The 19,619-nt window shown below is 59.1% G+C and carries 17 protein-coding genes and 1 tRNA gene; 3 read left to right on the top strand and 15 right to left on the bottom strand.

Annotation, left to right across the window (positions count from 1 at the left end; genetic code table 11):
- The 12 genes from tssH to dapA form a co-directional block, all read right to left on the bottom strand.
- On the bottom strand, positions 1 to 2,670 hold the full coding sequence (gene tssH / locus KZX66_RS04340) for a type VI secretion system ATPase TssH (protein WP_248076764.1): 2,670 nt from the start codon (positions 2,668 to 2,670) through the stop codon (positions 1 to 3).
- 154 nt (positions 2,671 to 2,824) lie between these two features.
- The gene (locus KZX66_RS04345) at positions 2,825 to 3,316 is read right to left on the bottom strand and encodes an Hcp family type VI secretion system effector (protein WP_248076766.1); all 492 of its coding nucleotides are present in this window, start codon (positions 3,314 to 3,316) and stop codon (positions 2,825 to 2,827) included.
- 23 nt (positions 3,317 to 3,339) lie between these two features.
- A complete protein-coding gene (locus KZX66_RS04350; protein ID WP_248076768.1) occupies positions 3,340 to 5,058 on the bottom strand; it encodes an OmpA family protein in 1,719 nt (572 codons plus the stop codon).
- Positions 5,059 to 5,065: 7 nt separating this feature from the next.
- On the bottom strand, positions 5,066 to 5,749 hold the full coding sequence (tssL, locus tag KZX66_RS04355; protein ID WP_248076770.1) for a type VI secretion system protein TssL, short form: 684 nt from the start codon (positions 5,747 to 5,749) through the stop codon (positions 5,066 to 5,068).
- On the bottom strand, positions 5,746 to 7,101 hold the full coding sequence (gene tssK, locus KZX66_RS04360; protein WP_248076772.1) for a type VI secretion system baseplate subunit TssK: 1,356 nt from the start codon (positions 7,099 to 7,101) through the stop codon (positions 5,746 to 5,748). Before tssK ends, tssL begins: the two co-directional genes overlap by 4 nt.
- Positions 7,102 to 7,123: 22 nt before the next feature.
- On the bottom strand, positions 7,124 to 8,662 hold the full coding sequence (tssC, locus tag KZX66_RS04365) for a type VI secretion system contractile sheath large subunit (RefSeq protein ID WP_248076775.1): 1,539 nt from the start codon (positions 8,660 to 8,662) through the stop codon (positions 7,124 to 7,126).
- A 33-nt stretch (positions 8,663 to 8,695) separates the two neighbouring features.
- Positions 8,696 to 9,199, bottom strand: coding sequence for a type VI secretion system contractile sheath small subunit (gene tssB / locus KZX66_RS04370; RefSeq protein ID WP_248076937.1), 504 nt, complete (start codon positions 9,197 to 9,199; stop codon positions 8,696 to 8,698).
- 784 nt (positions 9,200 to 9,983) lie between these two features.
- Positions 9,984 to 10,073 (bottom strand) — tRNA-Ser (locus KZX66_RS04375).
- Between the two features lie 83 nt (positions 10,074 to 10,156).
- Entirely contained in the window at positions 10,157 to 10,870 is a 714-nt protein-coding gene (purC, locus tag KZX66_RS04380) for a phosphoribosylaminoimidazolesuccinocarboxamide synthase (protein WP_248076777.1), read from the bottom strand.
- Positions 10,871 to 10,897: 27 nt separating this feature from the next.
- A complete protein-coding gene (locus KZX66_RS04385; RefSeq protein WP_248076781.1) occupies positions 10,898 to 11,656 on the bottom strand; it encodes an MBL fold metallo-hydrolase in 759 nt (252 codons plus the stop codon).
- Between the two features lie 4 nt (positions 11,657 to 11,660).
- Positions 11,661 to 12,776: an outer membrane protein assembly factor BamC gene (gene bamC / locus KZX66_RS04390; RefSeq protein WP_248076800.1), complete on the bottom strand. Its 1,116-nt coding sequence runs from the start codon at positions 12,774 to 12,776 to the stop codon at positions 11,661 to 11,663.
- Between the two features lie 17 nt (positions 12,777 to 12,793).
- The gene (gene dapA, locus KZX66_RS04395) at positions 12,794 to 13,672 is read right to left on the bottom strand and encodes a 4-hydroxy-tetrahydrodipicolinate synthase (RefSeq protein WP_248076802.1); all 879 of its coding nucleotides are present in this window, start codon (positions 13,670 to 13,672) and stop codon (positions 12,794 to 12,796) included.
- 272 nt (positions 13,673 to 13,944) lie between these two features.
- On the opposite strand from dapA, the gene KZX66_RS04400 reads away from it, so the two are divergent.
- On the top strand, positions 13,945 to 14,505 hold the full coding sequence (locus KZX66_RS04400) for a glycine cleavage system protein R (protein WP_003172487.1): 561 nt from the start codon (positions 13,945 to 13,947) through the stop codon (positions 14,503 to 14,505).
- A 10-nt stretch (positions 14,506 to 14,515) separates the two neighbouring features.
- Positions 14,516 to 14,989 (top strand): peroxiredoxin, encoded by a 474-nt coding sequence (locus tag KZX66_RS04405; RefSeq protein ID WP_248076804.1) that lies wholly within the window; start codon positions 14,516 to 14,518, stop codon positions 14,987 to 14,989.
- Between the two features lie 40 nt (positions 14,990 to 15,029).
- Here KZX66_RS04405 and KZX66_RS04410 read toward each other — a convergent pair whose 3' ends face one another.
- Entirely contained in the window at positions 15,030 to 16,100 is a 1,071-nt protein-coding gene (locus tag KZX66_RS04410) for an AI-2E family transporter (protein WP_248076806.1), read from the bottom strand.
- A gap of 30 nt (positions 16,101 to 16,130) precedes the next feature.
- Positions 16,131 to 16,370, bottom strand: a complete 240-nt coding sequence (locus KZX66_RS04415; RefSeq protein WP_010212198.1) for a sulfurtransferase TusA family protein — start codon at positions 16,368 to 16,370, stop codon at positions 16,131 to 16,133.
- A 95-nt stretch (positions 16,371 to 16,465) separates the two neighbouring features.
- On the opposite strand from KZX66_RS04415, the gene KZX66_RS04420 reads away from it, so the two are divergent.
- On the top strand, positions 16,466 to 17,899 hold the full coding sequence (locus KZX66_RS04420) for a M48 family metalloprotease (RefSeq protein WP_248076808.1): 1,434 nt from the start codon (positions 16,466 to 16,468) through the stop codon (positions 17,897 to 17,899).
- Positions 17,900 to 17,966: 67 nt separating this feature from the next.
- Here KZX66_RS04420 and KZX66_RS04425 read toward each other — a convergent pair whose 3' ends face one another.
- Entirely contained in the window at positions 17,967 to 19,400 is a 1,434-nt protein-coding gene (locus tag KZX66_RS04425; protein ID WP_248076810.1) for a DegQ family serine endoprotease, read from the bottom strand.
- Between the last annotated feature and the right edge of the window lie 219 nt (positions 19,401 to 19,619).

The following is a 19,619-nucleotide window of genomic DNA, read 5'->3' on the forward strand; positions in this document are numbered from 1 at the left end:
TCATACCTCCAGAGCGACGGGCTGCGCCGTGTCTTGAACATCGGTGAAGTGCAGGCTGATACCGTCGTCGTCGCTGTAGCCGAGCCTCACTCCATGGGTGCGCTGCTGCGCCGCCCGACGCTCCAGCAGTTGCTGGCTGATAACCGGCAGAATTTGCTCGTTGAGCAGGCTGTCGATATTGCGCGCGCCTGAATCGGGCAAGAGGCAGGCGGCAACCAACGCATCGTTCAGGGCGTCGTCAATCCGGCACTCCAGTCCGTAATGGCGTTGCAGGCGCGTGGCGACCTGGGCCAGCTTGATCGCCACGATGCGCTTGAGTGCGTCGGCTTGCAGCGGGCGATAGATGAGGGTTTGAAAGCGTGCCAGCAATGCGGGCTGAAAGTGCTCGCGCAAGATCGGGCGCAGCCGTTGATGCAGCACGCTGTCCGGTGCATCCGGTTGTTCCTGCGCACAGGTTTGCAGCAGGTCGCTGCCAAGGTTGGAGGTCATGAGAATGACGGTGTTGCGAAAGTCGATTTCGCGCCCTTCGCCATCGCGCATGAAGCCGCGATCAAAGACTTGATAGAACACACTCAGTACGTCGCGATGGGCCTTTTCCACCTCGTCGAGCAGCACAACGCTGTAGGGCCGTTGGCGCACGGCTTCGGTGAGCACACCGCCCTGGCCGTAACCGACATAGCCGGGCGGTGAGCCTTTTAGCTGGCTGACGGAGTGGGCTTCCTGGTACTCGGATAAGTTGAGCGTGATCAGTGATTTTTCGCCGCCGAACAGGCTGTCGGCCAGGGCCAGGGCGGTTTCGGTCTTGCCCACGCCGCTGGTACCGACCAGCAGGAACACGCCCAGCGGCGCCTTGTCATCGGTGAGGCCGGTTTTAGCCGCGCGCAGGCGCTGGGCCATGGCGCTCAGGGCCGGGGCCTGCCCGATGACACGCTCGCCCAGTTGCTGCTCCAACAACAGCAGATTGGCCTGTTCATCCTTGAGCAAACTGCCCAGTGGCACCCCGGTCCAATCGGCAATAACTTGCGCCACGCTACGCGCGTCGACATCCAGCGACAGCAGCGGCTGGTTGCCCTGGACATCGCTTAACTGCCGTTGCAACTGTGCGCAGCGCTCGCGCTGCGGCGGCTGCGCCTGACGCGCATCAATCAGTTGCAGGGCCAGGTCAAGCTCTTGCTGGTATTGCTGCTCCAGATTGATGTACTGGCGTTGCAGCTCGGCATGTTGCGCGGCAATCACTGCCAGGCGCTCATCAGCACCGTTGCCGCCAAGCTGCTGATCCTGCTCGAGGGCTTGGCGCTCCAGTTCCAGCGCCACTTGCCGGGCACTCAAGCGAATCAATACCTGAGGTTCGCAGTCCAGGCTCATGCGCACCCGGGCGCTGGCGGTGTCCAGCAGGTCGACTGCTTTGTCCGGCAGCTGGCGCCCGGTGAGGTAGCGCCGCGACAGGCTGACCGCAGCCTGCACGGCCGCATCCTGAATGTGCACGCCGTGATGGGTGGCGTAGCGCCCTTTGAGGCCGCGCAACATCAGGCTGGCACTGGCATCATCCGGTTCATCGACCTTGACCATCTGGAAGCGCCGCTCCAAGGCCGCGTCGCGCTCGAAATACTGCTTGTACTCGCTCCAGGTGGTCGCAGCGACAGTGCGCAACTCGCCACGGGCCAAGGCGGGCTTGAGCAGGTTGGCCGCGTCGGCGCCGCCAGCCTGGTTGCCGGCGCCGATCAGTGTGTGAGCTTCGTCAATGAACAACAGTATCGGTTGCTCGGATTGCTGCACGGCGTCGATCACGGTTTTCAGCCGTTGTTCGAACTCGCCTTTGACGCCTGCGCCAGCTTGCAATAATCCCAGGTCAAGGGTGCGTACGCTGACCGATTTGAGACTGTCCGGCACCGTGCCGTGGGCGATGCTCAACGCCAGGCCTTCGACCAGTGCCGTTTTGCCAACGCCAGGCTCGCCCACCAGGAGCGGGTTATTCTTGCGCCGACGGCTGAGGATATCGATGACCTGGCGGATTTCGTCATCACGACCAAACACCGGGTCGATCTTCCCGTCCACTGCCTTTGCGGTAAGGTCCTGAGTGAATCTGTCCAGCACCGCCTGCAACGCATCATCCTTTTTCACGGCATTGGCAGGGAGCATGGGCGGCTCAACCGACGACGTTGCAGGATCGTTCAACGATCCTGCCCCCTGCAGGTCGGCGCGCTCCTCGGAGGTCTGCTCCAGTAGCACCGTCAACCGCTGCAATTGAGCCTCACTGAGGCTGAGCAAGGGCCATGCGGCTTCACACACCAGCAAGCTGGGGGTTTCCATCAACGCACTCAGCAGGTGGACAGAGCGCAGGCTGTCGTTGTTGCCTTCCAGCGAGGCCCGCAACCAGGCGTTCTTGATCAGTTGCTGCAACGGTTCCGACAGCTGCGGCTTGCTCTGTACGCTACGTGGCAGACCATCGATATGCTCCAGCAGCCCGTACCACAGCGTTTCCATATCCCACTCGTAACGACGCGCGATCACGGTCAGATCACCGTCTCCCTGCCCCAGCAACTTGAGCAGCCAGTGCTCAATGGTGATGTGCGCGTGCGCACGGTTCTGGCACAGCGACGCCGCTGCACTCAATGCCTGGGCGCAGTAAGGGTTGAGACGGCGAAGCAAGCGGGTGGAATGGGCTGCCATACGGTTACATCCTTGTTCGGGGATCTGGGTGTGTCATCGATAAAACCGGCCGAGGAGTTGCAATTCGATGTGTTTGGCTGAACGCCCGCGAACGGACGCTCAGCCCAGCACACCGGGAGCAGCGGGCAAGAACCCACCTGCTGCTCCGCACGCATCAGGCGCTCTGACGTTCATTCCAGGAATCGGAGTGGATGATGTTGCCGTCCTTGTAGGTCCAGGTGACCTTCTCGTAGCGCAACTCAATCTGTTCGAGGTGGTTGTGCTTCTCTTTGCCTGGGTCTTTGACGTCGTGCATTTTCGGTGCGACTTTCACCACCTTGACGTTTTCCAGCTTGGTGATGAAGTACTCGACTTCCTGCCCGGCGTCGTCGATGCGGTACCACTTGAACTCAGCACTTTTGAGGGTTTGGCCGGTGGTCACGGCCTTGTAAAGGTAAGGGCTGGACGCGTCGATTTCCTTGGAGAACAGAAACGGGGTGTGTACCCGCGTACCGGTCAACTTGCCGGTGTTGTTGTCGGTGGGGATATACAGGCTGTGGTCCTGGGCAACGACTTCGATGCTGCCTTCGCGCTTCTGCACATCCACCGAACCTTTGATGTTTGCGCCGCCGTCATCTGTCAGCCAGAGGTAAACGGGAATTGCCATGTGAAACTCCTTTTCTCGGGAATTTAAATGTCGCTGGATGCGACAGGGGGTTGTCTGTCCGGCCCGGCGGTAGAGAGCGCGCACGCACCTGCCTCGGGTACCAGACGGATATCAACGCGGCGGTTGGCTGCACGCCCCGCCTCGGTGTCGTTATCAGTGATCGGTTGGCTCGCGCCAAAGCCCTGCACAGCAAAACAGCTGTCGGGAATGCCACCCATCTGCTGCATCCAGGCATGTACGGCGGCGGCGCGGGCATGGGATAGGCGAAGGTTGTTCTGCGGATCACCGGTGGCATCGGTATGCCCGGCGATCACGATCAGCCAGCCTGGCTGCGCCTTGATGTCGACCAGCGCCTTGATCAGGATCTTTGTCGAACCCGGCTTGAGCTGGGCGCTGCCAGTGGCGAACAGCGACAGACTGTCCAGCCGCACCGGCTTGGCAATGCGCATGGGGGCCGCAGCGGGCGCAGGTTCAACATGAGCGGCCAGTACCGCCAGCAACGGCGCACGAAGGCGTTCTGCGCGATACAGGCCCAAGCCGAATGCAGGGGGCACGCCGTGACGGTAGTACGCGTCCAGACGCTGGGCGTCCTGACGAAGAATGGTCACAGCCTCTTCACGCCAGAGGAATTCTTTTTGCTCACGCTGGGTCGGCTGGGGAATGGCGGAATAACGCCGTAAATCATCACTGACTTGGCGTACCAGCAGGGTGTTCTGCCATGCCGAGCTTGCAAGTGCCACGGCAGCGGCAAGGGCAAACAACCACAGGGCTGCGACACTTGCGCGCTGCACAGGAGTGCGTAGCGGGCCGAGCGGGAACAGGTTGAGTAAAGAATCCGGGAAAGGCAGAACCGCATCCTTCGATGCTGATCGGCGGTCAGTCAGCGCCACTCGACTGCACAACCATTGCCGCCACAGATTGCCCTGCGCGGCGCAGGGCAAAGCCGGTACCAGCCTGACCGCACAAACCGTCGCCAACCCTGGGGAGCGGCGAGTGGCGAGGTACGGCAGCACCGCTGCGTGCAACCAGGCCACGAGACTGTTCAGTTGTACACCGGCATGCATCCGCGCCGACTGTACGGAGGAGTCTGCGCTGTGCTGCTGCCACTGATCCAAGCTGACACAGGCACCCGCATCCCGCACAAGAACGTCAGTCCGGCCATTGACCCAAGTGAACCAAGGATTCTCGCCCTGCGAGGTTTGCAGGTAGCTCACCAGCAATAACGGCAGTGCAATGCCGCGTTTACGTACCAAAGACAATTGGTGACTGAAGGCCCGCACCTGACCGGCGAGTACAGCACCATCACTGTGCGCACCGGGATTAACGGTGAACATCACACTGAGTTGCCCACCCCAGCTTGGGCGTAACGCCAGGATCCCATCGGTGAAGGCCAGCAGTTGCTCCAGGCTTGGAACACGGATATAGCAACCTTGTTCGGTTACGCGCAAGGCCATTTGTTCGGCCGGAACCCTGCCGAACAAGCCATCCTGGCCGTCACCGCAGACCAGCACGACAGGATGGCGAAAGGCTGCCGCAGGCAGGAGTCTGTTATCAACCGATGAAACCAATGCACGGCGTTGGGCTACACGACGCCCCAACAGTACCCAGGCCCACGCAACACAAGCCACTGTGATCAACACACCCAACGCTCGCACCCACAGGCCGAGTGGAATGATGACCAGCAAAGCGAAGGTCAGAGCGCCCGCCCACAGGCAAAGGGCTCGATGCAGGTTCAAGGTCATCTCGCCCTTACCCCTGATCCGGCAAGAGCGAGGCAACAGCGTCGCTCAACAGATGATCCAATCCCCACCAGGTGGCTGTCAGCAATAAGCCCACGGCCACCATGTGGATCAGCGGTGATCGCAGCCAAGCCAAACCTGCAATGACCTCACCGCCACCCGGCTGCGTTATCAAGCTTTGACTGACGTTAAGCGGCGTGGTCCGTGCACCGAGAGCAACCAACAACTGCTCGCGCTCAGGATCACTCAGGTCACGGTAGCGTCCACGAAAGCCCAACATCAATACCCGCTGAAAGGCCGTCAGCACATGTGGATCCGGGGCGGGCTCGCGCAAGACTTCGCGCATGTCCTCATACAGAAATTCACCCGCCTGATGACGATTGAAGAACTTGGTCTGCAGCGGTCCGCTGGCCCAGGAGGCGTGCTCGTCACCTTCGGCGCAAGTGAGTACGGTCTCATCAAGTAACGCGCACTGAGCGTGACTGATGTGGTCGATGCTGCGCTGACTCAGGCCCGACACTTTCAACTGCTGCCGAACGTGCTCAACCTGCTCGACACACAGTTGCGACAGGTCCTGGCTGCGCGTCACGGAGGCGCCCTGGCGCAACTCGACCACCAGCAGGTAGGTGTCCTGCAACAGCGCATCAATATCCACAGCCGCCGCTGTGCGTTCTTTGGAGGCAGTCAGGTTCATGAGCGCAGCACCGCAAACAGTTCAAGCTTCACGTCGGCCAAAGTGCTTGGCACATAGAAAGCGCATACCCCTTCGTCCAGCACCGCCTGCCCCTTGGAATGATCGAGGTCCAACGCGAAATACTGGTTCTCCAGGCGCAATGGAATCGCCGCCGGCACATGGCTGAGAGAGTGCAGTGGAACGCCGTCGAGTGCAGCGTTGACCAAGTGATTGACCTCGTCAGGCGTACCGATCTTGCACAGGCGTGGGAACTGGTCCTGCAACTGCGCGGCGGGCAATCGGCAACGCACCGACAGATAAAAATCAGCCCCCTCACGCTCGCGCAGGCGCGGGTCGTTCAGCGTGACCTGCCAGCGATTGGCGCCCTGCTCGTCCAGCTCCAGGGCAATCACCCGCGACGGCAGGCTGGCTTCCAGCAACAGGGAAATGGTGTGCATCAATGGCGGGAACACAGCCTCCAAAGACTCGTGCCGGTAGGCTGGAATCTTGTCGACATCGTGCTCCAATGAGAACGTCAGCAGGCTGCCGGCCAGCTTTATCAGTTGCTGATAGACCTGCTCGGGGTGTCGTGCGGGAAACGCCTGAAGGTCCGACAATACCGGTTGATAGGTATTCAAGGCATTGAGCAACCAGAACAGCGACACATCGGCCACGGCAAAATCGGCCATGCGTTGGTTGCTTTCTCGGCGCATGCCCATCAGCCGTTGCCGCTTGGCCGATAACTGCGTCAACAGGTTGTCCAACTGGTTTAACAACCCGGCATGGGCAGCGAAGCTCAGCAGCGGCGGCACATAGGCCGGGTCGAGGCTCCAGGCGCCCTGCCCGTCACGCACCAGTCGCGCGATCGGACAGGTCACGTAATCAGCATTGTCATCACGATGCAGGCGCAGGCTCAGCGCGTGCTCCATCACACCGATTGTCTGAACCTCATCCGCATAGATGTCTTGTACCTCACACCACGCCTGGCGATAACGCATCGGGCGATCAACTCTGCCGCCCTCAAACAGGCAGTTGTTGCCATTGGCCTGCTCCAGCGGCAAGGCCAAGTGCAGCAACGCGTGCTGATCGTCATCACCCAACAACTGCGCCAGCTCCAAGGCTGGAGGCAGGCGATCTACTTGCTCAGTGTCGATCCAGGTACCATCGGGCATGCGCGCACGCAACTGGGTCGCCTTGAGTTTGCCCAGCCGCAAAGCCTCCAGGTCAAAGCCTGCGACCTGAACACCCCAGGGGTGGGCCAGCGTCAGACGGGCGAGCTGCTCGTTGGCCCAAGCCTCCCAGCGCGCCTGCTGCTGGAATTGCTGCGGGCACAGCAGCGCCCCGGCAGCCCATAGAGGGCGATCGATTTTCATGGCATCGTTCCCTACGACTGAGTCAGGCTTTGGCCTTGGGCATCTGCGAAACCAACGACAGGTTCACGTCCATACCCTCGACCTGGAAATGAGGCACGGCGTACAACTTGATACGGAAGAAGCCGGGGTTGTCCTCGATGTCTTCCACCGTCACCTTCGCATCCCGCAGCGGGTGTGAGGCCTGCAGGTCATCGCCGGGATCAGTCATTTCGGTCACCAGCCCGCCGATCCATTTATTGAGTTCCAACTCCAGCAAACGACGGTCTTTGGTGGTGCCGATGTTTTCGCGCTGGATCACCTTTAGGTAGTGAGCGATGCGCGATAACAGGAAGACGTAGGGCAAGCGGGCGTTGATGCGGCTGTTGGCGGTGGCGTCAGGGGTGTCGTACAACGCCGGTTTCTGGACCGAGTTGGCAGAAAAGAAGCACGCGTAGTCACGGTTTTTGTAATACGAGAGTGGAATGAAGCCGTGGTTGGCAAATTCGAACTCGCGAGTTTCCGGAATCATCACCTCGGAAGGGATCTTCACCTGATTGCCGGTGCCCAAGTCATACAGGTGAATCGGGAGATCCGTGACCGCGCCACCGGACTGAGGCCCACGAATCTGCACACACCAACCATTGGCGATGAAGCTCTTGACCATGTTTGCAGCAAAGGAGAAGGCTGCGCTCACCCACAGGTACTTCTCGTGGTCAGGCCCTTTGACACTTTCGCCATAGTTGAAACTGCGCACAGGAGCGGTGTCCGGCCCGTAAGGCAAACGGCCCAGCACCCTTGGCGTGAGCAGGCCGAGGTAGCGCGCATCATCGCTCGCAGCCAAACTGTGCCACTTGATGTATTCGGCACGATCCAGGTAGTTTCCAATGTCCTTGATAGCCGCGACGTCCTCCATGGTTTTCTTGCCGAAGAATGCCGGCCCGACGGAACCAATGAATGGCATATGCGCCGCGGCAGCCACCTTGGAAATATTGCGCAACAGAGTGATGTCCTGCGGCTGGTTATCGAATTCGTAGTTGGAAATGGCAGCGGCAATGGGCTCACCACCCGGCGTGTCGTACTCCTGGGTGTACGTATGCGCGTAGAGACCGCTCTGGGCAATTTCCGGCGCATCGTCAAAGTCCTGCACCAAGTGATCTTTACTGACATCCAACAACTCAATTTTCACGTTCTGACGAAAGTCGGTCTGATCAATCAGCGACTTTGTGCCACGCCAGATAGACTCAACACGTTGAAAGTCTGGATGATGCATCACCGCATCCAGTTGGCGGCTTATTTGAACATCCAAGGATGCGATGTGCTCATCCAACAGCGTCTTGTCCAGACGCTCAACTTTCTGCGACGATTCTTTGAGCACCTTCAAGAACACACTGACTGCAGCGGTGACCCGCTCATCGGCAGAAGCCTCCGACAATGCTTCCGTACACTGAAACATGTCAATATCCCCCAGTTCTGAAACCGGGCTCAAATTGATCTTACTGAACAGTGAACTGTAGACACCGCTACTTTCTTCAGACAACACAACAGCGTCGCGCGATTGCACGTTAGAGCTTTCAACAGACATTTGATAACTTCCTTTTAAGCGAACCGAGGCAGATTAACAATCGTTGCTTGGCGCCAGTGCAGCCAGCTCAGCGCGAAGCTCATCGCTCAATGCGTCATCCTTCACGATATTTTCCAGCTCGTGGCGGAAGGTGGCGTTATCCAACAAATTGGACTTGAGATCGCGCAGCAGGTTGCGCATGGCCAACAAGGCTCGCAACTGCGGGATCTGCCGTACGACTTGCTCCGGTTCGAAATCCTTCATGCGTTGAAACTTCAGTTCGACAGAGGCTTCTGAGTCGTCATGAGCCAGGGTATTGGCCACCGCAAACTTCACACCAGGAGAGAACTCAGCCATGACACTGTCGAAATTGTTTTTATTGATACTGACCTTGCTTCGCTCGGACAGCGAGCGTTGTTCTTTGCCGTTGCTGTAGTCACCCAACACCATCAGCTTAAGTGGCAGTTCAACTTTTCTTTGCGCGCCACCGGTGTGCAGGTCCAGCTTGATATTGACACGTGCTTTAGGCACTTCATTCTGAAAGCTATTCGAAGCCATGACCCATTCCTCCAGGTACTTCTTCAACAGCAGTTACTGCTGCAAAGTCAGCAAGACTGGAACCCATGTTCTCTACTGGCGCTACACAATGCACCAAAACAAAGTACATAAATTCCACTTCATGAGGTCAAAGTGCTAAAAACCGTGCACTTAAGTCCTTCATCGCCAGAATGAGACATCTCAATCAAACTTTGCTAGCCCCTGAAGCGTGATCGGGAACTTTCGACAAGCCATTGGCGAATTTTCCCACAAGCAGTCCAGATTGACTCTATTCCACTTGCTGGCTCACCAAAGGTGTCACATACGAAATGAAGCGTGGACATCAAACTGACAAAACCACTCCCCTATCGAGGGTCTTTTTATCTCTATCGAAAGATTACTCTTACACCTCTGCCAACCAGTTCCGACATCTCTTTCCGAAAAAGCTCGCAATAGCAAAAAATGACGAGCCCATTTGCCCGATAAACGTTATCTATTGAGATGCTCAGGGCAAGAAGCCCACTTCTCCCTTCATCTCGTGAAGAATCAGGATCATGTCAAACGACTCATTTCCTCCCCCACTGCGTACCGCCCCCAACACGTCCCTGCGACCTCGCCAGCTCAATCGAGAGGAAGAGCGGCTGGTACGTTACTACCGCTCATTGTCGGACCAGGACCGTGAAGCAGTACGCTGTTTACTGTTTGCGGTCAGAGAAACCAGCAAGGTCCGAGCGCGCTAGTTTGCCGGACAACAGAAACGAAAAAGCCCCGTAGCTTATTCAGCTACGGGGCTTTTTCTGTGTAATGGCGGAGAGATAGGGATTCGAACCCTAGGTACCGGTGAAGGTACAACGGATTTCGAATCCGTCCCATTCGGCCACTCTGGCATCTCTCCAACGGCGCGCATCATAACAGCATGATTGGTGGATGCAAAGCGCGGAAGCGATTTTTTTCCGTGCTATCAGATGCTTGCGTCGATTAAAGCGGTACGCCGAGACGATTGGCGACTTCTTCGTAGGCTTCGATGACGTCACCGAGGCCCTGGCGAAAGCGGTCTTTGTCCATCTTCTTCTTGGTGTCTTTGTCCCACAGGCGGCAGCCGTCCGGGCTGAATTCGTCGCCCAGGACGATGGAGCCGTCGTGGAACACGCCGAATTCCAGCTTGAAGTCCACCAGCAACAGGCCTGCGTCGTCGAACAGCTTGCTCAGCACGTCGTTGACCTTGAGGGACAGCTCCTTCATGCGCGCCAGTTGCTCAGCGGTGCCCCAGCCGAACGCCACGACGTGGGATTCGTTGATGAACGGGTCGCCCTTGGCGTCGTCCTTCAGAAACAGTTCGAAGGTGTAAGGGTTGAGCTTGATGCCCTCCTCCACACCCAAGCGCTTGACCAGGCTGCCGGCGGCGTAGTTACGCACGACGCACTCGACGGGGATCATGTCGAGCTTCTTCACCAGGCATTCGTTGTCGCCCAGCAGTTTGTCGAATTGGGTCGGAATACCGGCCTCTTCGAGTTTCTGCATGATGAAGGCGTTGAACTTGTTGTTCACCATGCCTTTGCGGTCCAGCTGTTCGATGCGCTTGCCGTCGAACGCCGAGGTGTCGTTGCGAAACAGCAGGATCAAGCGGTTAGCGTCATCGGTCTTGTAAACCGACTTGGCTTTGCCGCGGTAGAGTTCTTCACGTTTTTCCATGATGGGCTCCGCTTTGAGTGAGGTGGGCTAGGCGATGTGTCGCCAGTCGAGCCCTGAATCTTGATCGGCCAGTTGCAGCCAGTCCGGGTCGCACCCAAGGGTGTCGACAAAACATTGCCGGGCAAGCGTCGGCAGGTTGTTCTTGCTGCTCAGGTGGGCCAGGACCAGGTGTTGCAGGTCTTGCCAGCCCAACTCATACACCAGGTACGCTGCCTGATGATTGTTCAAATGTCCCAGTTCGCCGCCGACCCGCTGCTTGAGAAAGTACGGGTAGTGACCACGAGCCAGCAGGTCTCGGCAGTGGTTGGACTCGATCATCAACGCATCGAGGTCGCGATAGCCGTCCAGCACCTTGCTGCAATAAGAGCCCAGATCAGTCAGCACACCGAACCGTCGCTGCCCGTCACTGAAGACGTACTGCGTGGGCTCTTGGGCGTCATGCGCCACGGCAATCACATCGATGCTCAGTGCACCGATCTGCAGTTGCTCACCACCGGCCAGGAAACCTGCAGGTTCAATGGGTTTGCGCATCCCGCGCAAGGTACCGCGACTCAAGTACACCGGAAGATTGTAGCGCCGAGACAGCAAACCCACGCCATGCACGTGGTCGGCATGTTCGTGGGTCACCAGGATCGCGCTCAGCTGCGCGGGGTGAACCCCCAGCCGCAGCAGGCGCCGCTCGGTTTCTTTTAACGAGAAACCACAATCGATCAGTACGTACGTGTCGTCATGGGCGACCAGCGTGCCGTTCCCTTGGCTACCGCTACCGAGAACAGCAAAACGCATCGGATCAGCCCAGGTTGTCCTGAATCACGCCCAATACTTTGCGCGCTGTTTCAGCCGGAGCAACGGTATTGATGTTTTTCTCGACGGTGACTTGTACGGTCTCGCCCACCTTGCTCAAACGAACCTGATAACGCTCGGCGCGGGTCTCGATTTCTTCCTTGGTCGGCTTGCTGCCGAACAATTTGCCGAAGAAACCTGGCTCGTCGTCTTTGCGCTCGGCCTTTTCAGCCACGTTGATGTAGTACAGGCCCAGGCTGCGGTTGATATCTTCAACGCGCCAAGGCCCCTGCTCCAACGCGCGGCCGACGCTGGCCCAGGCACGGTCCAGGTCTTCACCCAGGTTCAGCACCACGTTGCCACTGCCGTCCTCGGTGAGGCTGACACGGCTTGGGGTGTCGTAATCACGTGCGGCGAGCAGGGAGACGGAACCACCCTTCTCGGAGATACGGCTCATGCTGGCCAGCATTTCGTCGACGAGTGCCGAGTCAACGCCGGTGTTGACCGAGCGGTTGGTGAAATCGACGTTGGCGGTGCTGCCGGCAGGACGCTCGGCGCTCACCACGTAGACTTCACTGGTATTGCGCTGCACGCCTGGCTCGATGCGCACCCGTACACGGGCTTCGCTGTCGGCAGCTACACCGCCAGCCTGCAGGCGCTTGGCCATGGTGGCGGACAGTTCGCTGCCCTGCTGCCATGCGGTGGTGAACTCGCCGGTCTGCGGACGCTGCTCGTCGATGCGAAAACCGTTGTCCTGGAAGAACTGCACAGCCACCGGCCAGACTTCTGCAGGCGGGCGCTGAGCCACGATCCAGCGCGAGTCACCGCTCTTCTGCAGGCTGTAGTCGCTGGCATCGGCCACGGCCGAGATCGGCTGTGGACGTGGCACGACGTACTCACCTTTGGCGGTGTCGTCGGCGACGTTGCGCGGAATCGGCAGCAACGGGTCAAGACGCTTGGCCACGTTGACGTTCGGCGGCAGTTGCATCGGTTTGGTGGGTTGTGCTTCCAGGTAATCGCTGCCGCGGTCACGGAAGTAGCCTTCCGGGCCCCAGACCCAACCGCAGCCACTGGTGCTGGAGATAATCAAGGCAAGTGCGGAAAGTCCGGCCAATCGCTTCATGCGTAGTGCTTCCTCAATTAAACCAGGACGCCGGACTGGCGCAGGGCCTGTCGCAGCGGTTCGTGACAGGCTTCGCTGAGACGGGTGAGCGGCAGACGGATACCGTCCGGCATCAGGCCCATTTCAGTCAGCGCCCATTTCACGGGGATAGGGTTGGATTCAATAAACAAAGTCTTGTTGAGCGGCGTCAGTTTCTCGTGAATCGCTCGGGCAGTAGCGGCCTCACCCTTGAGGGCGGCGGCGCACATGTCGCTCATGGCACGCGGGGCCACGTTGGCGGTCACGGAGATATTGCCCTTGCCGCCCAGCAGGATCAGCTCGACAGCGGTGGCGTCATCACCGGAATACAGCAGGAAATCGCTGCTTACGCCAGCCAGGATGTCCTTGGCACGCTGCAGGTCGCCGGTGGCCTCTTTAATGCCGATGATGTTCGGCACGGTGGACAGGCGAATTACGGTCGCGGCCTGCATATCGCACGCGGTACGGCCGGGCACGTTATAGAGAATCTGCGGGATGTCGACGGCTTCGGCGATGGCCTTGAAATGCTGGTACAGGCCTTCCTGGGTCGGCTTGTTGTAGTACGGTGTTACCAGCAGGCAGGCGTCGGCCCCGGCCTTCTTGGCGTTTTTGGTCAGCTCGATCGCTTCACGCGTCGAGTTGGCGCCCGTACCGGCGATCACGGGAATACGGCCGGCAACGCGCTTGACCACGAACTCGATCACCTTGATGTGTTCTTCCACATCGAGAGTGGCCGATTCACCTGTGGTGCCGACCGCAACGATGGCGTTGGTGCCTTCTTGCAGGTGGAAGTCCACCAGTTTGCCCAGGCTGTCCCAGTCGAGATGACCTTGTGCATCCATGGGTGTGACCAGTGCCACCATACTGCCCGCAATCATGCAACCGCTCCTGCCGGAAAAAGAGAGCCGTAATGGTACTGGCGCCAAGATGCTTGCACAAGCGAAGTACCACGTGAGGATGCGTTCTGGCGCAACTAAACGATGAGCAATGCCATCATTGGGCACAAGTGCTGGTTTCAGCACGGTGAAATCCAGCCGATCACGCAATGAAAACGCCACCTCCTATCCCTTGGCGACGCTTTTCGCTACCCTTGATCCTTTGATCGATACGGCCCTCACAGTATCGACCGCTCATCGTTTAGGAAGGCTGCATGTCCACCCCCACAGTTCGCGAACAATTCCTTGTTATCAGTGCCCTCGGCGCCAACCCCATGGAGCTGACCAACGTCCTGTGCCGCGCCAGCCATGAAAACCGCTGCGCCGTCGTGACTTCCCGCCTGACCCGCCACGGCGAGTGCAGCGCGCTGGTGTTGCAGATCTCCGGCACCTGGGATGCCCTGGCGCGCCTGGAGACCGGCCTGCCGGGCCTGGCCAAGAAGCACGACTTCACCGTCAACGTGGTGCGCAGCGCCGCACTGGAGAATCGCCCGCAGGCCCTGCCTTACGTGGCCTACGTCAGCTCTGCCTACCGCTCGGATATCGTTAACGAGCTGTGCCAGTTCTTTATCGACCATAACGTCGAGCTGGAAAACCTGACCTGCGACACCTACCAGGCCCCGCAAACCGGCGGCACCATGCTCAACGCCACGTTTACCGTGACTTTGCCGGCCGGTGTGCAGATCAGCTGGTTGCGCGACCAATTCCTGGATTTCGCCGATGCCCTGAACCTCGACGCACTGATCGAGCCATGGCGCCCACAGAACCCAATGTAAGGAAGCTTTCATGGCGGTAGTCATCGATACACCGGTCGCCGATTTCGGGGCCCAGGCCACCAGCGGCCAGACCTTCAGCCTTGCCGCACTCAAGGGCAAGCAGGTCGTGATCTACTTCTATCCGAAGGACAGCACCCCGGGCTGCACCACTGAAGGCCAGGGCTTTCGCGATCACTATGCAGCGTTCCAGGCGGCCAATACCGAAGTGTTTGGTGTATCGCGCGACAGCGTGAAGTCCCACGAGAACTTCAAGGCCAAACAGGCATTCCCCTTCGAGCTGATCAGCGACAAGGATGAGGCCGTCTGTCAGTTGTTTGATGTGATCAAGCTGAAGAAGCTGTACGGCAAGGAATATCTGGGTGTTGATCGCAGCACCTTCCTGATCGACAAGAATGGCGTGCTGCGTCAGGAGTGGCGCGGTGTGAAAGTGCCTGGCCATGTTGACGCTGTATTGGCCGCCGCGCAGGCCTTGAACGAGGCCTGATCGGGTCAGCGGGGGAGCCAGGCTCCCTCCTCGCTCCCATTCAGAGTAAAGGCGCCACCACCGGCTCTCGCCGCGGCCAAGCGTCCAACACTGCCTTGAACAGCGTTGCCAGGGGAATCGCAAAGAACACCCCCCAGAATCCCCACAACCCGCCAAACAACAACACTGCACAGATGATCGCCACCGGGTGCAGATTGACCGCCTCGGAGAACAGCAGCGGAACCAGCACGTTGCCATCCAGGGTCTGGATAATGCCGTACACCGCCATCAGGTAAATAAACTGATCGCTCCAGCCCCACTGGAACAACGCGATCAACGCCACCGGCACCGTCACCACCACCGCGCCCACATACGGCACCACCACCGAAATGCCGACCAGCAACGCCAGCAGGGCGGCGTAATTCAGGTCCAGGGCGATAAAGGCGATGTACGTCACACCGCCGCAGATAATGATCTCAATGACCTTGCCACGGATGTAGTTGGCGATCTGCCGGTTCATTTCCTCCGCCACCCGGGTAATCAATGCCCGTTCACGCGGCAAGTAGCCACTTACCCAGCGGCCGATCATCGCGCGATCCTTAAGGAAGAAAAACACCAGGATCGGCACCAGCACCAGGTAGATCATGATGTTGACCAGCAATGGCAAACTGGACAGGGAAAAGGTCAGTGCCCATTGCCCGAACTTTCCGATTTCACCGCGCGCCACTTCAATGGCCTGCAGCACCTGCTCATCCGATACCAAGTGCGGGTAGCGCTCCGGCAACAGCAGCAACAGCGACTGCCACTTGGCAAGCATGCCCGGCAACTCGTTGAACAGGGTGATGAATTGGTGCCACAGCAGCGGCAACACCACCACGATAAACACCACCAACAGCCCCATGAACAAGGCAAACACCAGCCCCACCGCCGCGCCACCCGGCAAGCGCAAGCGCTCCAAGGTGGTGACCAAGCCCTGCATCAAATACGCCAATACCATCCCCGCCAGGACCGGCGCGAGCATACCGCCCAAGGTGAGCACGGCCGTAAACGCCAAGAACAGCAGGACGGCCAGCACAACGGCTTCTTCATCGGAGAAGTAGCGCTGGATCCAGTCTCGTAACACTTTGAACATCAATCAACCTCGGACATAGGGACAAACCATTCAGGCCTTGCGCAACCAATAACGGTACACACCGGCGGCGTCTTCTTCGTGCAGCAGGGTGTGGCCGGCCAACTTGGCGAATGTGCGGAAATCTCGCTGGGAACCTGCGTCCGTGGCGATCACCTTAAGCACTGCGCCACTGGCCAGTCGATTGAGCTCCAGCTTGGCCTTGAGCAACGGCAAAGGACAATTGAGGCCGCTGGCATCGAGTTCGGCATCAAAGGCTACAGCGTCAGTCATGGTTTTACTCCGGGCATCGGTTATGGGTGCGTAGAATATCTGGTCCGACGCTCGGTGTCCGGCTACAGTAAGGTCTTTGTCGAAAGGCTTTGTGCATGACTTTTTTGCGCCCCACCCTGCTGACGCTGGCTTGCCTGCTGGCCTCCCCAGGCTTCGCTGACGACCTGCCGTCGCTTGGCGACGCCAGTTCTGCCATTGTCTCGCCACAACAGGAATATCAACTGGGTCGTGCGTGGCTGGCCTACCTGCGCGGGCAGGTTTCGCAATTGAACGACCCGCAGCTCAAGGACTACGTCGAAACCAGCGTGTACAAACTGGTCGAGACCAGCCAGGTCAATGACCGGCGCCTGGAGTTCATCCTGATCAACAGCCCGCAGCTCAACGCCTTTGCCGCGCCAGGCGGCATCGTTGGCGTGAACGGCGGCTTGTTTCTCAACGCCCAGACCGAAGGTGAATATGCCTCGGTGATGGCCCACGAATTGGCGCACTTGTCCCAGCGTCACTTCGCCCGAGGCGTTGAAGCGCAGCAGCGCATGCAGCTGCCGATGATGGCCGCCCTGCTCGGTGGCATAATTGCGGCAGCGGCCGGCGCCGGCGATGCGGGGATCGCGGCGATTGCCGGCACCCAAGCCGCGGCCATTCAGGAGCAACGACGGTTCTCCCGACAGAATGAGCAAGAGGCTGACCGCATCGGCATCCTCAACCTGGAAAAAGCCGGCTACGACCCGCGCTCCATGCCCGCCATGTTCGAACGCCTGGGGCGCCAGTACCGCTTCGACGCCAAGCCGCCGGAGTTTTTGCTGACACACCCGGTCACCGAATCTCGGATTGCCGACACCCGCAACCGCGCCGAACAAGCCAAGCCAGGCGGCAAAGAAGACAGCCTGCGCTATCAACTGATCCGCGCACGGGTGCAGCTGCAATACGAAGACACATCAGGGCTCGCCGCCAAGCGCTTCCAGGCGCAACTCGACGAAAACCCGAAGAACGATGTCGCGCGTTATGGCTTGGCCATCGCCCAGATCAAATCCTCACAGTTCAAGCTGGCACGGGACAACCTGCAACCTTTACTGGCCAAGGCGCCCAACGACATCACCTACAACCTGGCGCAGATTCAGCTCGATATCGATAACAACCGCTTGCCCGATGCCCAGCAACGCACCGACCGGATGCTGACCCAATACCCCGGCAACTATCCGCTGAATCAGATGCGTGTAGACCTGCTGCTCAAGCAAAACCGTACCGCCGATGCTGAAAAAGCGCTGGACGGCTTGCTCAAGTCTCGCCCGGACGATCCGGACGTGTGGTACCAGGTTGCCGAGACGCGCGGCTTATCCGGCAACATCATCGGGCTGCATCAGGCGCGCGCCGAGTACTTTGCTCTGGTGGGCGACTTCCAGCAGGCCATCCAGCAACTGGATTTCGCCAAGCGGCGCGCGGGCAACAACTTCCCGCTGTCGTCACGTATCGATGCGCGTCAACGTGAGTTGATCGAACAGGAACGCCTGGTTAAAGGGATGATGAGCTAAACCCATCGCCCAATGAAAAGCCCCGCTCTCGTTAACCGAAAGCGGGGCTTTTCATTGGGCTAGCAGATTACTCGGCCAGCTTGAAGGTGATGAAGCTGGCACGGCCTTGACGCAACACACGCATTGATACCGAGCGGTTCTTCGGCAGCGCCTTGGCGATGTCGGTGAACTGCTTGGTGGTGTCGATCGCCTGGTTGTTCAGGTGGGTGATCACGTCGCCTGGCTGCAGGCCGATCAAGGCGGCGGGGCCGTCCTGGACTTCCTTGATCACGACACCGCTTTTGAGATCGAAGGTCTTCTTCTGCTCTTCAGTCAGCTCGACCACAGCAATACCCAGACGGTTGCTGCTACGCTCGGCGCCTGGCTTAGCATTGCCCAGGGCATCCAGCGTTGCGCCTTCCTCGGGAATCGCACCGACGGTTAGCTCAACGTTCTGGCGCTTGCCGTCACGAATCACTTCCAGTTTGGCTTTGCTGCCGGCTTTGAGCGCACCCACCAGATGCGGCAAGTCTGCCGACATGACGATAGGTTGGCCATTCATGCTCAGGATCACGTCGCCGACTTGCAGGCCGCCTTTAGCCGCAGGGCCGCCGTCCTGGATCTGTGCGACCAGCGCACCAGCCGGCTTGTCGAGGCCGAAGGACTCAGCGAGGTCTTTGTTCACCTCCTGGATCACTACGCCCAACCAGCCACGGCTGACCTTGCCACCGCTTTTCAGCTGATTGGAAACATCCATGGCAACGTCGATCGGGATCGCGAACGACACCCCCATGAACCCACCGGAACGCGTGTAGATCTGCGAGTTGATCCCGACCACTTCGCCCGCCAGGTTGAACAACGGACCACCGGAGTTACCCGGGTTGATCGGCACGTCGGTCTGAATGAACGGCACGTAGTTTTCGTTCGGCAGGCTGCGGCCGATGGCACTGACGATGCCCTGGGTCACGGTGTGGTCAAAGCCGAACGGCGAACCAATGGCGACGACCCATTGCCCGGCCTTAAGGTCCTGGGACTTGCCCAGCTTCAATACCGGCAAGTCCTTGCCTTCAATCTTCAACAGCGCGACGTCGGAACGCGGGTCGGTGCCCACCAATTTGGCTTTGAGCTCACTGCGGTCAGCCAGGCGCACCAGGATTTCGTCGGCGTCGGCAATTACGTGGTTGTTGGTGAGGATGTAGCCATCCGGCGAAATGATAAAGCCAGAGCCCAGGGACTGCGCTTCACGCTGACCACCGCCACGCGGGGAGCGCGGTTGCGGCATGCCGCGCTCGAAGAACTCGCGCAACATCGGCGGCAGACCCTCCAGGTCGGGCATCTGCTGGTTCGACACTTTGCGATCCGGCAGTTTCTGCGTGGTACTGATGTTCACCACGGCCGGCGAGGCCTGCTCAACCAACTGGGTAAAGTCAGGCAGCTCGGCCGCTTGCGCAGGTAAAGCCTGACCCAGCACCAGTACCGTGGCGACAATGGACAAGTAGGATTTCAAACGTGGTATCGACATACAGCTCCCGTTACGACGAGCAGGGTTGAGCGACAGGGTTCAATAAGCGCCGGAGACTACGACCGACGTCTTCGTTCCGCGAACGAAACAAGGCCAGGGCCAACAGACCCTGACCTATAAAAAACATGGAAGAATTTTGCAAGTGAAAATGCTGATCCGGACATTTCATGTTTCCGCACAGCCAACCCGGCGTAGACACACATTGAAAGACCTGGATGA

It is taken from the genome of Pseudomonas sp. EYE_354 (assembly GCF_023148575.1).
Classification (GTDB): Bacteria; Pseudomonadota; Gammaproteobacteria; order Pseudomonadales; family Pseudomonadaceae; genus Aquipseudomonas.

Excerpts from the sequence above, each read along its gene's own strand:
- KZX66_RS04415 (WP_010212198.1), bottom strand. The coding sequence starts at position 16,370 with ATGACTGACGCTGTAGCCTTTGATGCCGAACTCGATGCCAGCGGCCTC.
- tssC (WP_248076775.1), bottom strand. The coding sequence starts at position 8,662 with ATGTCTGTTGAAAGCTCTAACGTGCAATCGCGCGACGCTGTTGTGTTG.
- purC (WP_248076777.1), bottom strand. The coding sequence starts at position 10,870 with ATGGAAAAACGTGAAGAACTCTACCGCGGCAAAGCCAAGTCGGTTTAC.
- KZX66_RS04345 (WP_248076766.1), bottom strand. The coding sequence starts at position 3,316 with ATGGCAATTCCCGTTTACCTCTGGCTGACAGATGACGGCGGCGCAAAC.
- KZX66_RS04405 (WP_248076804.1), top strand. The coding sequence starts at position 14,516 with ATGGCGGTAGTCATCGATACACCGGTCGCCGATTTCGGGGCCCAGGCC.
- KZX66_RS04385 (WP_248076781.1), bottom strand. The coding sequence starts at position 11,656 with ATGCGTTTTGCTGTTCTCGGTAGCGGTAGCCAAGGGAACGGCACGCTG.
- KZX66_RS04350 (WP_248076768.1), bottom strand. The coding sequence starts at position 5,058 with ATGACCTTGAACCTGCATCGAGCCCTTTGCCTGTGGGCGGGCGCTCTG.
- bamC (WP_248076800.1), bottom strand. The coding sequence starts at position 12,776 with ATGAAGCGATTGGCCGGACTTTCCGCACTTGCCTTGATTATCTCCAGC.
- KZX66_RS04400 (WP_003172487.1), top strand. The coding sequence starts at position 13,945 with ATGTCCACCCCCACAGTTCGCGAACAATTCCTTGTTATCAGTGCCCTC.
- tssL (WP_248076770.1), bottom strand. The coding sequence starts at position 5,749 with ATGAACCTGACTGCCTCCAAAGAACGCACAGCGGCGGCTGTGGATATT.
- KZX66_RS04420 (WP_248076808.1), top strand. The coding sequence starts at position 16,466 with ATGACTTTTTTGCGCCCCACCCTGCTGACGCTGGCTTGCCTGCTGGCC.
- tssK (WP_248076772.1), bottom strand. The coding sequence starts at position 7,101 with ATGAAAATCGATCGCCCTCTATGGGCTGCCGGGGCGCTGCTGTGCCCG.
- tssH (WP_248076764.1), bottom strand. The coding sequence starts at position 2,670 with ATGGCAGCCCATTCCACCCGCTTGCTTCGCCGTCTCAACCCTTACTGC.
- tssB (WP_248076937.1), bottom strand. The coding sequence starts at position 9,199 with ATGGCTTCGAATAGCTTTCAGAATGAAGTGCCTAAAGCACGTGTCAAT.
- KZX66_RS04410 (WP_248076806.1), bottom strand. The coding sequence starts at position 16,100 with ATGTTCAAAGTGTTACGAGACTGGATCCAGCGCTACTTCTCCGATGAA.
- KZX66_RS04425 (WP_248076810.1), bottom strand. The coding sequence starts at position 19,400 with ATGTCGATACCACGTTTGAAATCCTACTTGTCCATTGTCGCCACGGTA.
- dapA (WP_248076802.1), bottom strand. The coding sequence starts at position 13,672 with ATGATTGCGGGCAGTATGGTGGCACTGGTCACACCCATGGATGCACAA.